The following is a 16,389-nucleotide window of genomic DNA, read 5'->3' on the forward strand; positions in this document are numbered from 1 at the left end:
TGTTTTCCAGCTTAGCATTCGTGCGTTGATTCCAAATCAGGAATTCGTAATTACAAGGTAAATGTAAGCCCGGTGCCGAAACTAAAGATCCCGAGTTGTCTTCTCAGATTGACTTTCGACCATATTTCTCTTCCGGAGAACCAATATTCAGACTCATCCATGCGGCGGAATTTCTTTTTATTGAACTGCATGGCGTACTGATAACGGAAACCGATGTGGAACAACACTCTTTTTGTAAGTGGGTAATTCATACGGAAGCCATACATAAAGACCAATCCGCGGAACTCTTCAGCACGTGAATCCAGTAGTTTGTCTTTGACTTGTGCAGTCTGATCCGGTTGCTGCTGGTCCAGCAATTCAACTTCCAGGTCCCGTTGCGGGAATTGGATCAACGAGTACCCGATCCCGATTTCACTGGCAAAACCACAAGGTACGCGGCTATCATTGAGAGCAACAAATAGTTTCGGCATAAATACGGTTTCCCTGATTGGAAGGTAAGCAACTTTTGCAGGCAGGTATTCCGTAATCATTACTCCGCTTGAATCTTTGTAATTGCGTGTAATTTCATCGATCGACTGCAGGTTCACTTTGTAGAACCGCTGAGAGAATTCTATCCCGAAACCTACCGGCTCGGTAATTGCCACGTTCAAACTCGCTCTGTATGCTACATCCAGTAAGTTGTAAGAGCTATTCAGGGTTCCGCCCTTCGAAACATAACCTTTTCGTTCGCCGAAGATATTTTGAAGCAGCGGAATCTGCCCCTGTCCGTCCAATTCCAAAAAAATGCGGTGTCCGTAATACCCGACTTCCTGGGCTCCGGAGAATGAAGCGCATACCAACAATAACCAACAAAGGAGTGTTTTTCTAATAATCATTCTTTGTTTGTTTTAATTGATGAAACATTCCATTTAAACGGGAACCAATATTGTGTTTTGATGCGGGTTCATTAACGTAGTAAGATCTGTCCAATACCAATTCCCCGGTTTTAAGGTCCAGCACATAAAACTGCCAATCGGAGTAATGTCCTGAAAGGATTGCTATCGGAAAGTAAACCAATCCCACCGGAAGCAATACTGTAAACAATGCTACATTTCCGAAGTTCAGATCAGGAGAATACATGTGGTGGTATTCCATGAACAGCAATTTCCCGGTTTTGAATTTTGAATGGATTCCGTTCAGGTTCGGTACATCCAGGACAAAATAATCATTTTCATGATCTGTGATTGCGCGAGTTAAGCTTCGTTGAAGAATCGAATAGTCGTTCCAATCATCTGCACTTAATGTTTCCAGCTGATTCAGGCTCAGACTTTTTACCTGAATATCCAGATCTTCAGCATTGGAATAGATCTCCCGAAAGACCAAATCCCGTGTCCGGAATGTTTTAAAAACATCAATTTCAGTTCTGTTGGTTTCGAAAATAGCTGGCTGAAACACCAGCATGGAATCCATATTCAGATGGACTTCGTTATCATATTTGAAATATTCCGCCTCTTCCTGCTCGGCATCTGTCATTAGATTAAAATCATCATTGTCCTTATCCAAAAGGTTCTTTTTGAGGGCTGAATGCTTAAACTCTTTCACAAAATTGCTGTCCCGGATAATATCTGAAATCCCGTACATGTAAAACTTCGTGGAATCAATTCCGAAATCCTCGGTTACACCTTTCGACTGATTTTCAATAACCGCGTATTTATCCCATTCTGCAGCATGCAGCTGGGATTTGGATGAAGTATCCTGTTTCAGACTTCTCAGGTAAGCCAGCGTTTCCGTGAAATTTCTTGACGAGAACTTTTCGGTCTCAAAATCATCGCTTTTAACCAGCAGTTGAATGGCCGTTTCGTAACACTTCCTGGCTATACTATTCGTGGTATCCGATTGATAAACGTCATAAATATTGCGCAGTCCCATGACCAGTTTACCTGTTTTAGGAAGTACCATAATGAACTGGTTCAGGATAGAAATCTGTCCTTCATAATAGCGCTGCTTTTTCCGGTTCAATGAATAGGAATATGGGGAATAGGAAGTATTTTCTTTTTTTACCGTCAACTTCATAACATCCAGCCATGCCTGCGATTTATAATTTTTCAGGAAGGTTGATTCCGGGTATTTTTTCTCCAGGATGTAAATGGCGTATAATGCTTCGACAGGCTCATCTTCGTATACTTTATTTAAAACATACTCGAACCTGGCTACATCACGGATATAAAAAAACTGCAGGCTGTCTTCATAAAGGATCTGCTTTTCCCAGTCCTTGAATTTGCCCACCTGATCGGTCACCTGTTCTTTGCGTTTTGCTAAGTTCGGGTGGGACATTAAATAATCGTTGTACTTAAACTTTGCAGAGATCTCATTTCTTTTGAAGTCGAAATACATCTCCGGAACGTACATTTCAGCGGTATTGAAATAGGTTTTATCCAGCTTCATTTCCTCAAACGGCAGGTAGGAATACAGCAGTACATCAAATGTTTTGTTGATCTCACTTGATCTGTACCCCGCATCATGGACCATCTTAACTGCCAGTCGGTCCGCTTCAAGCTCATTCTCGCGAGAATAATTACTTAAAAATCGTGCTTTCTCGTTGTAGGAATAGAACTTTTCCCTGGTTGCATATTCGAACAGATCTAACACGTGATGTTCCTGGTAATGGATAATCTCATGTGACAACACAAATGCAAGCTGTGCTTCGGAGGTCAATTGAGCAATTAATCCGGTGGTTACAAATACGATTCCCTGCCTGGTCGAAAAAGCATTTGCCTCAGTGGAATTGTATACATAAAAACGCAGTTTCCCTTTCAGGTCTGTTTCTCCGGCAATCAGCCTATCTCCCAACTGCTGGATATATTTACTGATTGTATCTCCGAAAGTAACATTTCCGGAACGCAGGATTTCATCTATCGAATAATTGATCTGCTCAACAAAGAAATCCTCCTTATTTCCGTTCAGGGATTTCAGGTCCTCCCGGTTATCCTGTTTAATTTTTGCAAGTGTGGAAGTAGAAAAATCTTTGGGAACAGGACCTCTGCTTCGCAGTGGCTGGTAGTTGTTGAAATCACTTTGCCCGATCGACTGGAAGACCACAATCAATGCGCATACTAACAGGTTTGTCCCCTTTTTAATCATTTAATGTTTTTAGGAAGTATACAAACCGGTATCGGTTCCATTTTGTGCTTATTCAGTCTGTTCAGTCTGCGATAGATCTCCAGGACTTCTTTTTGCCGCTGAGTCAGTGTTTCCTCATTTCCGCTAAAATCCATTGCCCACTCCAATTCAGGGTAAGTTGCTCCCATCTGATCTTCATCCGAGCGCCCGTCTTCCCACAAACCGTCTGTAGGCTTGGCTGTCAAAATGGATTCCACGATATTTAATGCTCCTGCCAATTCGAAGACTTCTGTCTTGGTTAAATCCGCAATAGGACTTATATCAACTCCCCCATCTCCGTACTTTGTGAAAAACCCGACCCCGAAATCCTCAATTTTATTGCCTGTTCCGGCAACGAGGAGTCCGTGTGTTTGTCCTACTGCATAAAGCGTTGTCATTCTCAGCCTTGCCCGGGTATTTGCCATTGCAAGGTGATTGGCCACCGTATCTGCCGGAACTGTTTTCTCCAGCTGATGAAAAGTATCTGTCAGATCGATAGTATGTGCTTCTACATTTGGGAAATTGGTCTGCAGCCAGTCAATGTGCTCAGCTGCTCTTCCGAATTCCGCTTTTGTTTGGCGGATAGGCATGTTCAAAACAAATACCTTCAATCCGGTTCTGGCACAAAGTGCAGAAGTGACTGCGCTATCTACCCCGCCCGATATTCCAATGATAAATCCGTTTACTCCTGCATTTAAAGCATATTGCTTCAACCAATTTGATATATAATCGATTACTTCTAGTTCTTTTTCCATAAATCTCGTTAGTAAAAATAAAAAAAAATCCCGTCCCGGCTAAGCCAGAACAGGATTTCTAAGAACTAATTCTGTATGTATTAGAACAAAATACCGATTTTCAAACAAAACTGAGTTTGTGTCGTCTTCAAACCGAAATAATCACTTGAACCATCTGCAATGCTTGTAGAGCTCCCCGGATTTCTATTAAACATAGTCTTGTTTTTCCCTCCACCTTCAATATTGATCGGAGTCAACCCGTAATAGAATCCTAATTCAGCAAACAGCATCGTGTTTCCGGTAAAATTCCATTGTGCTCCACCGGCCAAACCTAAGGAACAACGGATAAAGCTCACATCATTTCCGTAAGGTGTCTTCATTCCTTCCATTTCTGAAGTTGATTTTGTATAGGATGACGGATTTAAAATGATATCATCAATATCTGCTCCAGTAACCGTGCCGCCGCCAACAAGACCAAAAATATTCCCAACATCATTTCGGGTTGATTTTATCAGGAAGCTTGTTCTTGCTCCGAACTTTCCATAGTAACGGAAATCACCTAAGGCATTTGTCCGGAATGTCAGCATCGTGGGAATGGTCGCATAAATATTTTTGTACTTTCTCCCAGTAAGCTCGAATACCTTGTATTTACCGATATCTACATAGTTTTCACCCAAGTCTTCTTCCTGAATGATCTTACTATCACTGTACAGGTAATAATTAGTCCCGTTCAAGGTATTCATGGAAACTTTATAGGACTCAAAATCGAACTCTAATCCGGTAGCAAATCCAATATTTTCATTGAAGTTGAAATTGATATTTAACCCGAATGCGTTTTGAACACCTACTCCATCTTTATCGATTCTTTTCGTACCTGGTTTTGTAAAGTTCAATCCCAGCTGGTAGGCGATTCCCATGTTCACTTTTTTCCCGGAATCATCCGCTTGTCCAAAAACGGCAGCTGAAAAAGTCACCGCCAAACATGTTACTATTAATCTTTTCATAAGTTATCTAAAAGTGAACCAAATATAGTTTCTTTCAATGAGACTAGAATGATTATTTTTGACCAATATGAAATTTACGCGAAAAACCGGAGCTCTTTTTTTAGCAGCAGCTGTCCTGATTACAATCCAATCCTGTTCGGACAATTTACGGGATATAGACATCTCAAAAAGCAACTACCGATTGGAAAGTGTTCATTTGGACAGTATTATTACACAAACTCCGGAAGAACAACTGGGTTCTGAAATTTTCAATTTGTCGCAAAAATACCCGGAGATCATAGACTACCAATTTTATTACTGTTACAAAACCGGGCTTCCAAAGGACACTGCTTTCCAGGCAAACTGGCTCGATTTCACGCACAACCCATATTACAAGCGTCTATCCAAAAGAATCCGTGAAAAATTTCCAAACACCGCGGCTTCTAAAAAAACGATTGAAGACGGTTTCAAACGCATTCAGGTGCATCTGCCTAAAGCAAAACTTCCGAAAACAATCCTTTTCATGAACTCTTTCTTTTCGTCAAGTATGTATTGTACCGAAAACGAGATTGGAGTTGGACTGGAACGTTATTTAGGGGCCAAAACGGATGTTATCAAGGAGCTCCCGGGGGATGTTTTCTACGAATGGATCAAAGAAGCCATGGAACCGGAATACCTGGAGCGGGATGCTGTTTGCGCATGGGTCCTGACCCATATCTGCGAACCGGCGAAAGATGCCAATAACATTGAAGCAATCATTCAGTGGGGAAAAATCCTGTACCTCACCAAAGCAGCATTGCCGGACCAGGAAGAGCACATTCTTTTAAGATACAACACAGCAGATTACGAGTGGGCTTTAAAGAACGAACGCAACTTCTGGGAATACCTTGTGAAACAAAACATGCTGTTTGCCAAAAGTGAAACAGACCAGGCCGCATTCCTCCAGGAAGCACCTTTTACTTCCGGACTTCCGCAAAAAGGACCGGACCGCCTGGGACAATTCTTAGGTTATCGCATTGTTGCCAGTTATATGGAACAATATGATGTAACTTTGCAGCAATTGTTGGACAAACCATACAATGAAATCTTGTCAGAATACGAGATAGACGATTAGGAAACAGGAATTGCTGTTTCAGTTCGTTTCGAATCATTAATTTTGCGACATCATAACAAAAAGAAAAGATGGAAGAGGAAATAGTAAACAAACGATCTTCAATAACCGTACAAATTGGGCTTAACGCAAACAACTTACCTTTAGAGATGCATTGGTCTGCCGATGATGGCGGAATCAAGAATGCTCCGGCAAAAGCAATGATGCTTTCATTGTGGAACCCGGAAGATAACAACACGATGAAAATTGATCTTTGGACAAAAGATATGTCGATCGAAGAGATGAAACAGTTTTTCCATCAAACGCTGCTTACAATGGCTGATACCTTTGAAAAAGCAACCGGAGAAACGCTTATCACGGAAGATTTAAGGGATTATTGCTACCACTTCGCAGAGAAGATGGATATTATGCCTGAGAAATAATTTAAAAACGGAATAAAACAGTAGGGGCGGAATCCCACACGTGCGGGACCGCCCCTACTGTTTTTATATAATGCATGATGTCTGGTGGGGTCGCGATTAATCGCGACCCTACGTTTTTTTCAATTACTTCACCAATACCATTTCATCCACCAAATGCTTCGCGCCGCAGTAAACATCCATTACCCACATTACATAGCGGATATCGACAACGATATTGCGGCATCTGTTCGGGTCAAAATAGAAATCACTCATGGTACTTTCCCAGCTTCTGTCGAAGTTCAATCCCATCAGGTTTCCGTTTGCGTCCAATACAGGTGATCCGGAATTCCCACCGGTGGTATGATTGGAACCTGTAAAGCACACCCAAAGCTCTCCGTTTTGGGAATAATTCCCATAATTCTTCGAATTGTATAATTCAATCATCCTCGGATCCAAATCAAAATCCGGATTCCCGGTGTTGTATTTATCTATCATTCCTTTCAGGGTGGTATGCTCTGTATAAGCCATCCCGTCAACAGGAGCTGATCCTTCCAACAGACCGTAGGTTACACGCAAGGTTGAATTGGCATCCGGCCAGTTTTTTCCGTCAGGGAACATCAGCAGTTTTCCTTCCACGAAATCTTTTAGCAAGGCCTCCATTTCTATGTTGTAATCGTTTGCTCCGGCCGCAATTTCATTACGCATCAGGGAGAAACTCTCCACAAACAACTTGTAGCCCGGATCTTTTGCCAGTTTTGCGAATGATTTCTCGGTCAATTTATTCAGAAAAGCAATGTATTTCTCCTTATTCACTAAAATTGACCTGGAGTAAATCTCAGCCGACAATTTCGGGTTGTTCAATGAAGGGATCATGAAACGCTTATCGAGGTAATTCTTAAAAGCAGGTGTCTGCACATCAAAAATTCCTTTGTCCACATTCGCATCATAATTCTTGAAGAATCCGTCAGCACCTTTAATCAAATTCTGGATTTTAGCATCCAATTCGTTGTTCGTCCGGTACTTCCCGTAATTGCGCTCCAGGTCTTCCATACCTCTTGCCAAACGGAAAAATTCCGGCCCGACGAACAAATACTCCACAAACAAGGTGTAATTGTATTCATACACCCCTTTTTCATCCACCAGTTTATTCATCCTGTCGATTAACGGAGCATATTGATTCCATTCTTCCTTTGAATTTGCTTTTGCAATGTATTCCGCTTCGAATTTCTTTTTCAGGGAAACTGCGTCCAGCTGTTTCAAACCATCAATCTGACCGATGTATTTCTTCCAGGCATTAGCAATACGTGCTTGCTTTGCCATGTATTGAATACGTGTCAAATCAGACTTGGTCATTGCCTCATTGATCACAGCTAAGCTTTTCGTACGCATATCGATTTCCATCGGGCGCTGCTTTTCAATGTAGTATTTCAGGTTCCCGGAAGTAAGGTGTTGTTCGGTTTGACCCGGGAAACCATAAACCATTGTAAAATCACCTTTCTTACGATCATTGAACGCAATTTTCAAATGTTTGATCGGAGTGTAAGGAACATTTTCAGCATTGTACGCTGCAGGCTTGTTATCTTTCCCTGCATACACGCGGAATACGGAGAAATCACCGGTATGTCTCGGCCAAACCCAGTTATCCGTATCTCCACCAAATTTTCCGATAGAGCTTGGAGGCGCACCAACCAAACGTACATCCGTAAAGACCTCTTTCACCATCAGGTAGAAACTGTTCCCGTAGTCGAATGCCTGGACATCTCCCAGGTAATGTGTGCCTCGGGTTGCATCTTCAATCAGTTTCTTCATGTTTCGTTTCAACACTTCCCCGATCTTATTCCCGTCTTCCAATCCCTGGACACCGAACATCATTGCTTCTGTTACATCTTCAATACGCACGATTCGTGTAGCAGTCAGGCCGGCATTTGGAAGCTCGTCGCTGAATTGCTTTGCCCAGAAACCATTTTTCAGGTAATCGTGTTCTGTTGACGAGTGTCTTTGCACCGCATCCAATCCACAATGGTGGTTTGTCAGCAGCAATCCTTTGTCCGAGACCAATTCTGCCGTACACCCGCCTCCAAAATGCATAATTGCATCTTTCAGGGAAGCATTGTTTACCGAATAAATATCCGCGGCAGATAGTTTCATTCCTTTTGCTTTCATATCAGATTCAAAAGCCTGTAGCAGTGAAGGAATAAGCATTCCCTCTTCTGCACGAACAGCAAAGCCCAAAAACAGGATAAAAGCGATCAAACAGTTTTTCATATTCACAATTTTGCCCAAATATACCAATACCCTGCCAAAATGGGTTGTTAGATTCAACCCTTTTTCGCATTTTTGCTCTGTGGAATTTATCAGTTTGATCTTTCGACTGGGAGTCATTTTAGCGATTTTCAGCTTCATTTGGGGAATTTTAAAATTCGGTTTTGTATTGCTTCGCGGCGGTGTACCGATGTCTTATCCTTTAAGCCTGGCCTTTAAAACGGTACAATACCTGCTCATTGCGGATGTGGCTATTATTTTCTGTACGAATAACCCGAACGGAAACCTTTCAACTTCCATCACCACCGGATTGATCCTTTTGATGTATTTTATCGGGAAAGTGCAGAACATGCAATTCAAAGCCATGATGTCGATCCAAATCCAGGGAAGAGCTTTAACAGAAGGAGTCAAACCGAAAATGGCATTGGAGTTTGGGATTGTTGCCCTGGCGATGGCGGTATTCGGCTTTTTATTGTGGAAACCTGAATTTGCGGAGAACGCGATCTCAAGCTGGTTTTATAAAAACATCATTGATATTGAGGACACTCCGATTTTCGGGTTCATTTTTAAAGTAGTCGGATTCTTTTTCACGATCGGGATGCTTCTGCGAATGTTTAATGCTTTGAGCATGATCTTTTCAGGAAGAGCTTTCGGGAGAAACCGCGATAATGACGACCGGCCTCAAAACGGGAACAACAACCGCCAGGATAATCACTTTGATGATTACGAGGAGGTGGAGTAACAGTTTCCCGCAGATCTCACAGATAAACAAAACCGCAAAGGGTGTAAGAACGTAAAGGATTTCAAGATCTACACCTTCGGTGCAGCTCTTTTTCTTTTTGTTTCTCGCTGATCTCACGGATTGCGCAGATTTTATTTAGAATATAATATCCATGCCTTTGATATGGCTCTTTTTTTGTCTCCACAGAGGTTAGCAGAGTTTTCAATCCATTATCAAAAGCTAAAGCTTTTTCTTATTGGAACTTTTTGATTATTTCCAGGATTTGAGGGACAAGTAAGTGGTTTCCGTCGTTTTGAACGACCAGGCCGGTCAGTTTCATTTTTTCTTCTTCGGGCATTTGGGCATTGAAACGGGATTGTACTTGCTCATCCGTTAACTGATCACGTTCTTTTACCCTTTCCATTCTTACTTTTTCCGGGGCACTTACCAGGATAACGGCATCAAATGAACGGTAATTACCTGTTTCAAAAAGCAATGCAGATTCCTGGAAAAGAAGATCGGATTTCTGACGGCTTACCCAATTTTGAAAATCTTTTCTCACAGCGGGGTGGACAAGGTTGTTCATTGCTGTTCTTTTGGAGGAATCTTTAAAAATTTGAGCGGCAATGTACGGGCGGTTCAGGTTAGCATCCAGGTAAGCTTCTTCACCGAATAATTCTTTCAAACCGGCAATCAGTTCCTGATCTTCCTGCATGATTTCCTTTGCGCGCTGATCCGATGAATATACGGGATACCCCATCAACTGCAGCACTTTTGCAACCATTGATTTTCCGGAACCTATTCCCCCGGTTATTCCGATTGTTTTTGGCATAAAACAAAAAAATCCCCCGCTTGACCGGAGGATTCGAATTAAATTTCTTCTACTTCAATGATATTGAAAGGCAAACTGATAATTGCCTGGTAGTCCTGGCCGGCTTCCTCCATATCTTCGTCATCTTCCTCAAAGAACCAGTTCACAACTACCTTTGTTTTAGAACCGGAAATTGCTTCCAACTTTTTGAACAGATCCAAAATACACTTGGAAGAAGAGGTATTAAAATATTCTAATTTAACATCTACGGATGTTTCTGCAATCGGATCTTTCCCATACGCATCAATCCAATCGTTTAAGGGTTTGTAAAATTCCACTGAGTTTTCAGGAATAGAACGACCTTTCAACTCAAGTTTTCCAGTAGCGGCATCAAAATGGATCGAAGGTGTTTTTGCTGATCCTTCTAGGTGTAAATTTTCCATATTCTTACTTAATCAATTTTTATATTCAAGCAGAAAAAACTGTTCGTATCGTTTATTGGCAAAAACTGGTACTCTAGTTTATTTCCTGATTTTCTTGCAATATCAATCATACCAAGACCTGCTGTTCCCTTATCGGATAAAGTCCCATTGCTCAGCACATCCTGGTAATATTTTTTTAATTCGTCTTTGTCCATTCCATTGATGGTATCCAGGCGCTTTTCCAAATCAATGGCGCTTTCATTATCAATATAATTTCCTGTTCTAATGACAAAATGGTCGTCCTTCTTCGCAATCATGAACAAGGCTGATTTCACTTCAATCTTTGTAAAATTACGATCTTGTTCTTCATTTGAGTCAATATGGTGATACAAATTTTGAAGACATTCTACTAACACATTGAAAACCTTCTTCTTCAGCTTGGGAGATTCATCCATGTAATCCATTTTAGATTCCATAATTGAAAGAACCGATGACAGCAGATCCGACGTAACTACCCCCTTAAATGATAACAAGATGTTTTCCCGTTCCATTGTTTGGTAAAGTTCGTAGATATCGTTTTTAATCATTGTAGTTTTCGAAGTGGAACAAATATAATAATCCTATCGAACTAAAATTGCTATTCGACGAAAAAAATGAGCAGATGGTAGAATTTTCAATTGGAATTCATATCCTGAGTACCTGCCCAACTTTCAGGCCTAAAACGCATGTGTTTCAGGCAATTTTTTATACTTTTGCAACAATGATGCATTTAGACAAAAAAAAGGAATGGTTTTCCACATGGTTTGATTCTCCATTCTATCATGTATTGTACGATCAAAGAAACGACCAGGAAGCCAATGATTTTCTGACGAAACTTGTAGCTCTGCTAAATCCTGAACCAGGATCAAGCGCATTAGACCTTGCCTGCGGGGCAGGAAGACATTCCCGGGCACTGGCTTCACTCGGTTTAAAAGTTTCAGGCTGCGATTTGTCGCCCAACAACATTGAGGAAGCCAAAAAGCATTCCGATCCGAGTCTGACCTTCTTTGTCCATGACATGCGTGAAAAACTGGATGCGAACTATCAATACGTTTTTAACCTCTTTACCAGCTTCGGGTATTTCGAAGACATTTGTGAAAACGCTAAAATTCTGAAGAGTGTACATGATGCATTGATCGATCCCGGAATACTGGTAATTGATTTTATGAATGCTCACAAAGTAGTTCAGATCATCCAAAATCAGCGCTTCCGCCAGGATATTAAAAAGTGTGACATTGTATTCCACGTAAAGAAAGAAGTTGTAAACGGCCGCATCATTAAAACAATTGCCTTCGAACACGATGGGAAATCCTATTTCTTCCAGGAAAAAGTGCAGGCATTAGAATTAAGTGATTTTGAAAAATTATTAGCCGATGCTCATTTTGAGATCGTTCAACTAGCCGGTAATTATCAACTGGAAGCTTTTGACCTGGAACAATCCGATCGTTTAATCCTTATCTGCAAAAAGAAATGAGCGAAATCATTACCACCATTTTCTTTTTGATCCTGTCTGTTATTATCGGCGGAGTATTGGTCGTTTTCCTGGAAAAAAAGAACCAGGCTCGATTTATTAAACTTTCACTTGCATTCAGCGGCGGATTTCTTCTGGCAATTGCTTTTATCCACTTTTTACCGGAATTATACGCCGAACAGCATACATCTATAGGAGTTTGGGTACTTGTCGGGTTCCTGGTACAGCTATTCCTGGAATATTTTTCCGGGGGGATCGAACACGGCCATATCCACGCACATGCCAATAAAAAAATACCTTACGGACTATTGATCTCTCTGAGTGTCCATTCATTCATCGAGGGAATTCCTTTGGCAAACAATGCCATACATGAGCATACTCACACACACGAACATTTAATCGGGCATCACCACAACTCGCTTTTACTTGGAATTATTTTACACCAGCTCCCGGTTGCCATTGCCTTAATGACCTTGTTGAGGCAATCTCTGATCAAATCAAGTACTTCGTGGATCCTGCTGATTGCTTTCGGATTGATGACTCCTCTTGGGCTGATCTTCGGGAAACTGATCCCGATGGATTCTTCCATTCCGTTTATGGATATTTTATTGGCTTTGGTTGTGGGAATGTTCCTGCATATTTCAACGACTATCATTTTTGAGACCAATGAGAACCATCGTTTCAATCTTGCCAAGCTGACAGCTATTTTACTGGGAGTTGGGTTAAGCGTAGGATTAATCTAAGTTCAAAAGATTGAAAAGTTCAAAAATTGAGAATGATCAATTGAAAAGTGAAAAGTTGTTTAAGAGAATCTATTTGAACATTTGAACATTTGAACATTTGAACATTTGAACATTTGAACATTTGAACATTTGAACATTTGAACCAAGCAGATAATTTTTAATTTTACCTAAAAAATCAACTCATGAAGATCATTTTCTTTATCATACTAATCATTTCAGGAATTACCATTTATTCCTTTAAATCATTCGAAATGGAGTTATTGAACGGTGGCTTTTCCTGGACCATGTCCAAATTGCTTCCTTATGTAACAGCAGTCATTGAAGGTATTTTGCTGGCTTACACTTTCAGCAAAGGATTTAAATTCAAACCGAAAATTGTAAAAGTACTTGCCGTGCTTCTTCTTTTTGTGGTGCCATTTGCCACTGCATTTGTGCTACACCCTATCTACGAAGGTGATTTCAGCTCAGAAGGAACAGAAGTAAAGTCAAGCACTCTAAAAACGGATGAAAAATACGACCTGCTTATCGTTACTATTCCGGACTGTCCTTTTTGCCTGGAATCTATTTTCCGGTTGAAGCAGATCAAAAAACGCAATCCATCCGTGAAAATGCTTTTCTCCGTTTGTACAACGAACAAACAAAAATTGAGCCTGTATAAAGAGCTCATTGCCGGTGATTTTGACATCGCACTGGCTGAAGATATTGACGCTTCGGTTAAAATAGCCGACGCCCACTTTCCTACTTTCGTTCAATTGAAAAAAGGGCTTCCGGTTTACAAATGGTCAAACGATCAGTTTGGAGCAGGTGCCATGGATGAGTTTGAATCGGGAATTAACTAATTGAAAATGTAAAATTGACCATTGAAAAGGAGGATAATCGTTGAAACAACAATCCTCCTTTTTAATTTTACATTGTCAATTATCAATTCAAAAGAGATGTTTTTCTTAGCCGGTTTCAGCATTACGTGTTTTCTGCTCCTGCTTTTTTTATTTAAATCCAAAAAGGAAACTCCTGATTACATTCTTGCACCTGGCTTGCTCTCTTCGCACTACAGCGGACCAAATAGATATGACTTGCCCCATCAATAATGGATGTCTATCCGTATTTTTGAAAGTTGGTTGCGTGAATTTTGGAGGAGTAAAAACCTATGCCTTCCGAACCAAATCTTCCAAACAATCGATAAATCTCGGGTGATCGTTTGAACTTGGCACCAGTTGTACTTTTTCGCCTCCGTGCTCTTCAAAGATTTCCTGGTATTCGCCACCTATCTCGATCAATGTTTCCAAACAATCTGCAACGAAAGCAGGACTGAAAGCCAATACGCGTTTCTTTCCTTCTTTACCCCATTGCTCGATAATCTTGTCGGAAAAAGGCTCAATCCATTTTTTATCTAAGCGGGATTGAAAACTAACCACATATTGTTCTTCGCTCAATCCGAGTTTTGCAGCAATCAGGCGGGTAGTAGCATAACAGGTTGCTTTATAGCAGAACTTATTTTCTTCCGTAATCTCTTTTTCACAATCGTGGTCTTTGCACACTCCGGAATCGTATACTTTATCAACCTGTCTTTCCGGAAGTCCGTGATAAGAGAACATAATCTTGTCGTAAGAAGCAATATCGAACTCTTTGGCTCTTTCCACAATCGAATCAATGTAACCATCGTGATTATAGAATTGGGAAATGATCTTAATTTCCGGGATCACCCACCATTTTTTGATGATTTCCATTGCTTTATCAATTGCAGACCCTGTTGAGGCACTTGCATATTGCGGGAACAACGGAAGTATGATAATCTGTTCGTAATTAGCCTTGCGCATGCGTTCCAACACCGATTCCATGGAAGGATTTTGGTAGCGCATAGCCATTTCTATCGTTACATCTTCAGAATCAAATCGTTTTTGAAGCAAACGTTTCACTTCTTCCGTATAAGTTAAAAGCGGGGATTTCCCGTTTCCAAGGTCCCACAATTCTTTATAGATCTTAGCAGACTTAGGTGTTCTGAAAGGAACAATGATACCACGCACCAATAATAAGCGCGAAAAGAATGGAATATCAATAACCCGGGGATCCATTAAGAATTCCTTCAGATAGCGGCGAACATCGCTGTTTTTAGGACTATCCGGTGTTCCCAGCTGAATCAACAATACTCCAATTTTTTTGTTCATCTTATTTGTTTAAAGTCTTCACAAAAATACGTAAAAGTGAAGAACGGGTAATGACAAATGTCATTCTTTCGGTATATATTAACCACATAGAGCACATAGGTCACATAGTTTTTTTGAAAAACACTTGCTTTTGCCTTATATGTTCTATGTTCCTATGTTCTTAAAAAACAAAGCCCTTCCGGGTATCCGGAAGAGCTCTCTATTTCATGTTGATTCGAATCTTAAATATGCAATGCTCTGTTATCCGTTGCTGCCAAAGCTGCTTCTTTAATTGCTTCGGAGAATGTTGGGTGTCCGTGGCAAATGCGGGACATATCTTCTGCAGATGCGCGGAATTCCATTGCTGTTACCGCCTCCATGATCATATCAGCTGCACGAGCCGCAATCATGTGAACCCCTAAGACCTCATCGGTTTTAGCATCAGCCAAAATCTTTACAAATCCTGCAATATCCATAGAAGCACGTGCACGACCCAAAGCTTTCATAGGGAATTGACCTGCCTTATACTCTACGCCTGCCGCTTTCAATTCTTCTTCCGTCTTACCGACAGAAGCAATTTCGGGCCAGGTATAAACAACTCCCGGAATCAGGTTGTAATTGATGTGTGGCTTTTGTCCTGCCAACTGTTCGGCAACCATTACACCTTCTTCTTCTGCTTTGTGCGCAAGCATTGCTCCACGAACAACATCACCGATGGCGTAAATATTCGGCACTGCCGTTTGCAAATGGTCATTAACATCTATCTGACCGCGGTTATTTGCCGTTAAACCGATATTCTCAAGTCCTAAACCTTCTGTGTATGCTTTACGTCCAACAGCAACCAAACAGTAATCCGCTTCTAAAACTACCTCTTCGTTTTTCTTATTCAAAGCAGTTAGTTTCACACTATTTCCAGTATTTTCTACTTTTTGGACCTTATGTTCCAAATGGAATTTGAATCCTTCTTTTTTCAGGATCTTAGTCAATTCTTTTCCTAAAGAAAGGTCCATGGTAGGAAGGATATTCGGTGCAAATTCAACCACTTCCACTTCTGCTCCCAAACGGGCATAAACAGATCCTAATTCCAAACCGATTACTCCACCTCCGATCACGATCATTCGTTTCGGGATTTCAGTCATTTTCAATGCTTCCGTGGAAGTAATGATGCGTTTTTTATCCGGCTCCATTCCCGGGAAGAAATTTGGCTTCGAACCGGTAGCAATAATGGTGTTTTTTGCAGTAATGTTTGTACTGTTCCCGTTCTCGTCCTTGATTGCGATCGTTGTTTTATCAACAAATGAACCTACTCCCTGGTAAACAGTCACTTTATTTTCTGTCTCTTATACACATCTCCGAGCCCACGAGACTCCTGAGCATCTCGTATGCCGTCTTCTGCTTGAAAAAAAAAA

Annotated in this window: 15 protein-coding genes and 1 pseudogene; 6 read left to right on the forward strand and 10 right to left on the reverse strand. The window is 41.0% G+C overall.

The genetic code is table 11. The features are described 5' to 3' along the window. Positions 1 to 50: 50 nt before the first annotated feature. From QZT69_RS11225 to QZT69_RS11240, 4 genes are all read right to left on the reverse strand, one after another. Complete coding sequence (locus QZT69_RS11225; RefSeq protein ID WP_294674119.1) at positions 51 to 875, reverse strand: hypothetical protein; 825 nt, start codon at positions 873 to 875, stop codon at positions 51 to 53. Next, on the reverse strand, positions 865 to 3,120 hold the full coding sequence (locus QZT69_RS11230) for a M48 family metallopeptidase (protein WP_294674120.1): 2,256 nt from the start codon (positions 3,118 to 3,120) through the stop codon (positions 865 to 867). The genes QZT69_RS11225 and QZT69_RS11230 overlap by 11 nt, the downstream gene beginning before the upstream one ends. Further along, entirely contained in the window at positions 3,117 to 3,893 is a 777-nt protein-coding gene (gene nadE, locus QZT69_RS11235) for an NAD(+) synthase (RefSeq protein WP_294674121.1), read from the reverse strand. Before nadE ends, QZT69_RS11230 begins: the two co-directional genes overlap by 4 nt. A gap of 80 nt (positions 3,894 to 3,973) precedes the next feature. Beyond that, a complete protein-coding gene (locus tag QZT69_RS11240; RefSeq protein ID WP_294674123.1) occupies positions 3,974 to 4,876 on the reverse strand; it encodes an outer membrane beta-barrel protein in 903 nt (300 codons plus the stop codon). Between the two features lie 67 nt (positions 4,877 to 4,943). On the opposite strand from QZT69_RS11240, the gene QZT69_RS11245 reads away from it, so the two are divergent. Continuing rightward, a complete protein-coding gene (locus QZT69_RS11245; protein WP_294674124.1) occupies positions 4,944 to 5,969 on the forward strand; it encodes a hypothetical protein in 1,026 nt (341 codons plus the stop codon). 68 nt (positions 5,970 to 6,037) lie between these two features. After that, entirely contained in the window at positions 6,038 to 6,388 is a 351-nt protein-coding gene (gene gldC, locus QZT69_RS11250; protein WP_294674127.1) for a gliding motility protein GldC, read from the forward strand. Positions 6,389 to 6,511: 123 nt separating this feature from the next. Here the strand turns inward: gldC and QZT69_RS11255 are convergent, their stop codons facing one another. Next, on the reverse strand, positions 6,512 to 8,632 hold the full coding sequence (locus tag QZT69_RS11255; protein WP_294674130.1) for a S46 family peptidase: 2,121 nt from the start codon (positions 8,630 to 8,632) through the stop codon (positions 6,512 to 6,514). Positions 8,633 to 8,711: 79 nt separating this feature from the next. On the opposite strand from QZT69_RS11255, the gene QZT69_RS11260 reads away from it, so the two are divergent. Then, positions 8,712 to 9,371 carry a hypothetical protein gene (locus tag QZT69_RS11260; RefSeq protein WP_294674132.1) on the forward strand — a complete coding sequence of 220 codons (660 nt, stop codon included), beginning with the start codon at positions 8,712 to 8,714 and terminating at the stop codon, positions 9,369 to 9,371. A 232-nt stretch (positions 9,372 to 9,603) separates the two neighbouring features. Here the strand turns inward: QZT69_RS11260 and coaE are convergent, their stop codons facing one another. From coaE to QZT69_RS11275, 3 genes are read right to left on the reverse strand one after another with little or no spacing between them, the layout of a single operon-like run. Then, the gene (gene coaE / locus QZT69_RS11265) at positions 9,604 to 10,182 is read right to left on the reverse strand and encodes a dephospho-CoA kinase (protein ID WP_294674133.1); all 579 of its coding nucleotides are present in this window, start codon (positions 10,180 to 10,182) and stop codon (positions 9,604 to 9,606) included. 38 nt (positions 10,183 to 10,220) lie between these two features. Then, on the reverse strand, positions 10,221 to 10,604 hold the full coding sequence (locus QZT69_RS11270; protein ID WP_144332701.1) for a DUF1987 domain-containing protein: 384 nt from the start codon (positions 10,602 to 10,604) through the stop codon (positions 10,221 to 10,223). 8 nt (positions 10,605 to 10,612) lie between these two features. After that, positions 10,613 to 11,170, reverse strand: a complete 558-nt coding sequence (locus QZT69_RS11275) for a SiaB family protein kinase (RefSeq protein WP_294674134.1) — start codon at positions 11,168 to 11,170, stop codon at positions 10,613 to 10,615. A 74-nt stretch (positions 11,171 to 11,244) separates the two neighbouring features. Between QZT69_RS11275 and QZT69_RS11280 the strand changes: the two genes are divergently transcribed. The 3 genes from QZT69_RS11280 (at position 11,245) to QZT69_RS11290 (ending at position 13,675) form a co-directional block, all read left to right on the forward strand. After that, positions 11,245 to 12,096, forward strand: coding sequence for a class I SAM-dependent methyltransferase (locus QZT69_RS11280; protein ID WP_294674136.1), 852 nt, complete (start codon positions 11,245 to 11,247; stop codon positions 12,094 to 12,096). Beyond that, complete coding sequence (locus QZT69_RS11285) at positions 12,093 to 12,836, forward strand: ZIP family metal transporter (protein ID WP_294674137.1); 744 nt, start codon at positions 12,093 to 12,095, stop codon at positions 12,834 to 12,836. The genes QZT69_RS11280 and QZT69_RS11285 overlap by 4 nt, the downstream gene beginning before the upstream one ends. Before the next feature lie 182 nt (positions 12,837 to 13,018). Then, a complete protein-coding gene (locus QZT69_RS11290) occupies positions 13,019 to 13,675 on the forward strand; it encodes a hypothetical protein (RefSeq protein WP_294674139.1) in 657 nt (218 codons plus the stop codon). A 306-nt stretch (positions 13,676 to 13,981) separates the two neighbouring features. On the opposite strand, the gene hemH is transcribed toward QZT69_RS11290, so the two are convergent. Together hemH and lpdA are read right to left on the reverse strand one after the other, a co-directional pair. Beyond that, positions 13,982 to 15,001 (reverse strand): ferrochelatase, encoded by a 1,020-nt coding sequence (gene hemH / locus QZT69_RS11295; protein WP_294674140.1) that lies wholly within the window; start codon positions 14,999 to 15,001, stop codon positions 13,982 to 13,984. Positions 15,002 to 15,222: 221 nt separating this feature from the next. After that, positions 15,223 to 16,314 (reverse strand): annotated as a pseudogene (lpdA, locus tag QZT69_RS11300) (dihydrolipoyl dehydrogenase); the annotation flags it as partial. Positions 16,315 to 16,389 lie beyond the last annotated feature (75 nt).

It is taken from the genome of uncultured Fluviicola sp. (genome assembly GCF_902168135.1).
Classification (GTDB): Bacteria; Bacteroidota; Bacteroidia; order Flavobacteriales_D; family Crocinitomicaceae; genus Fluviicola.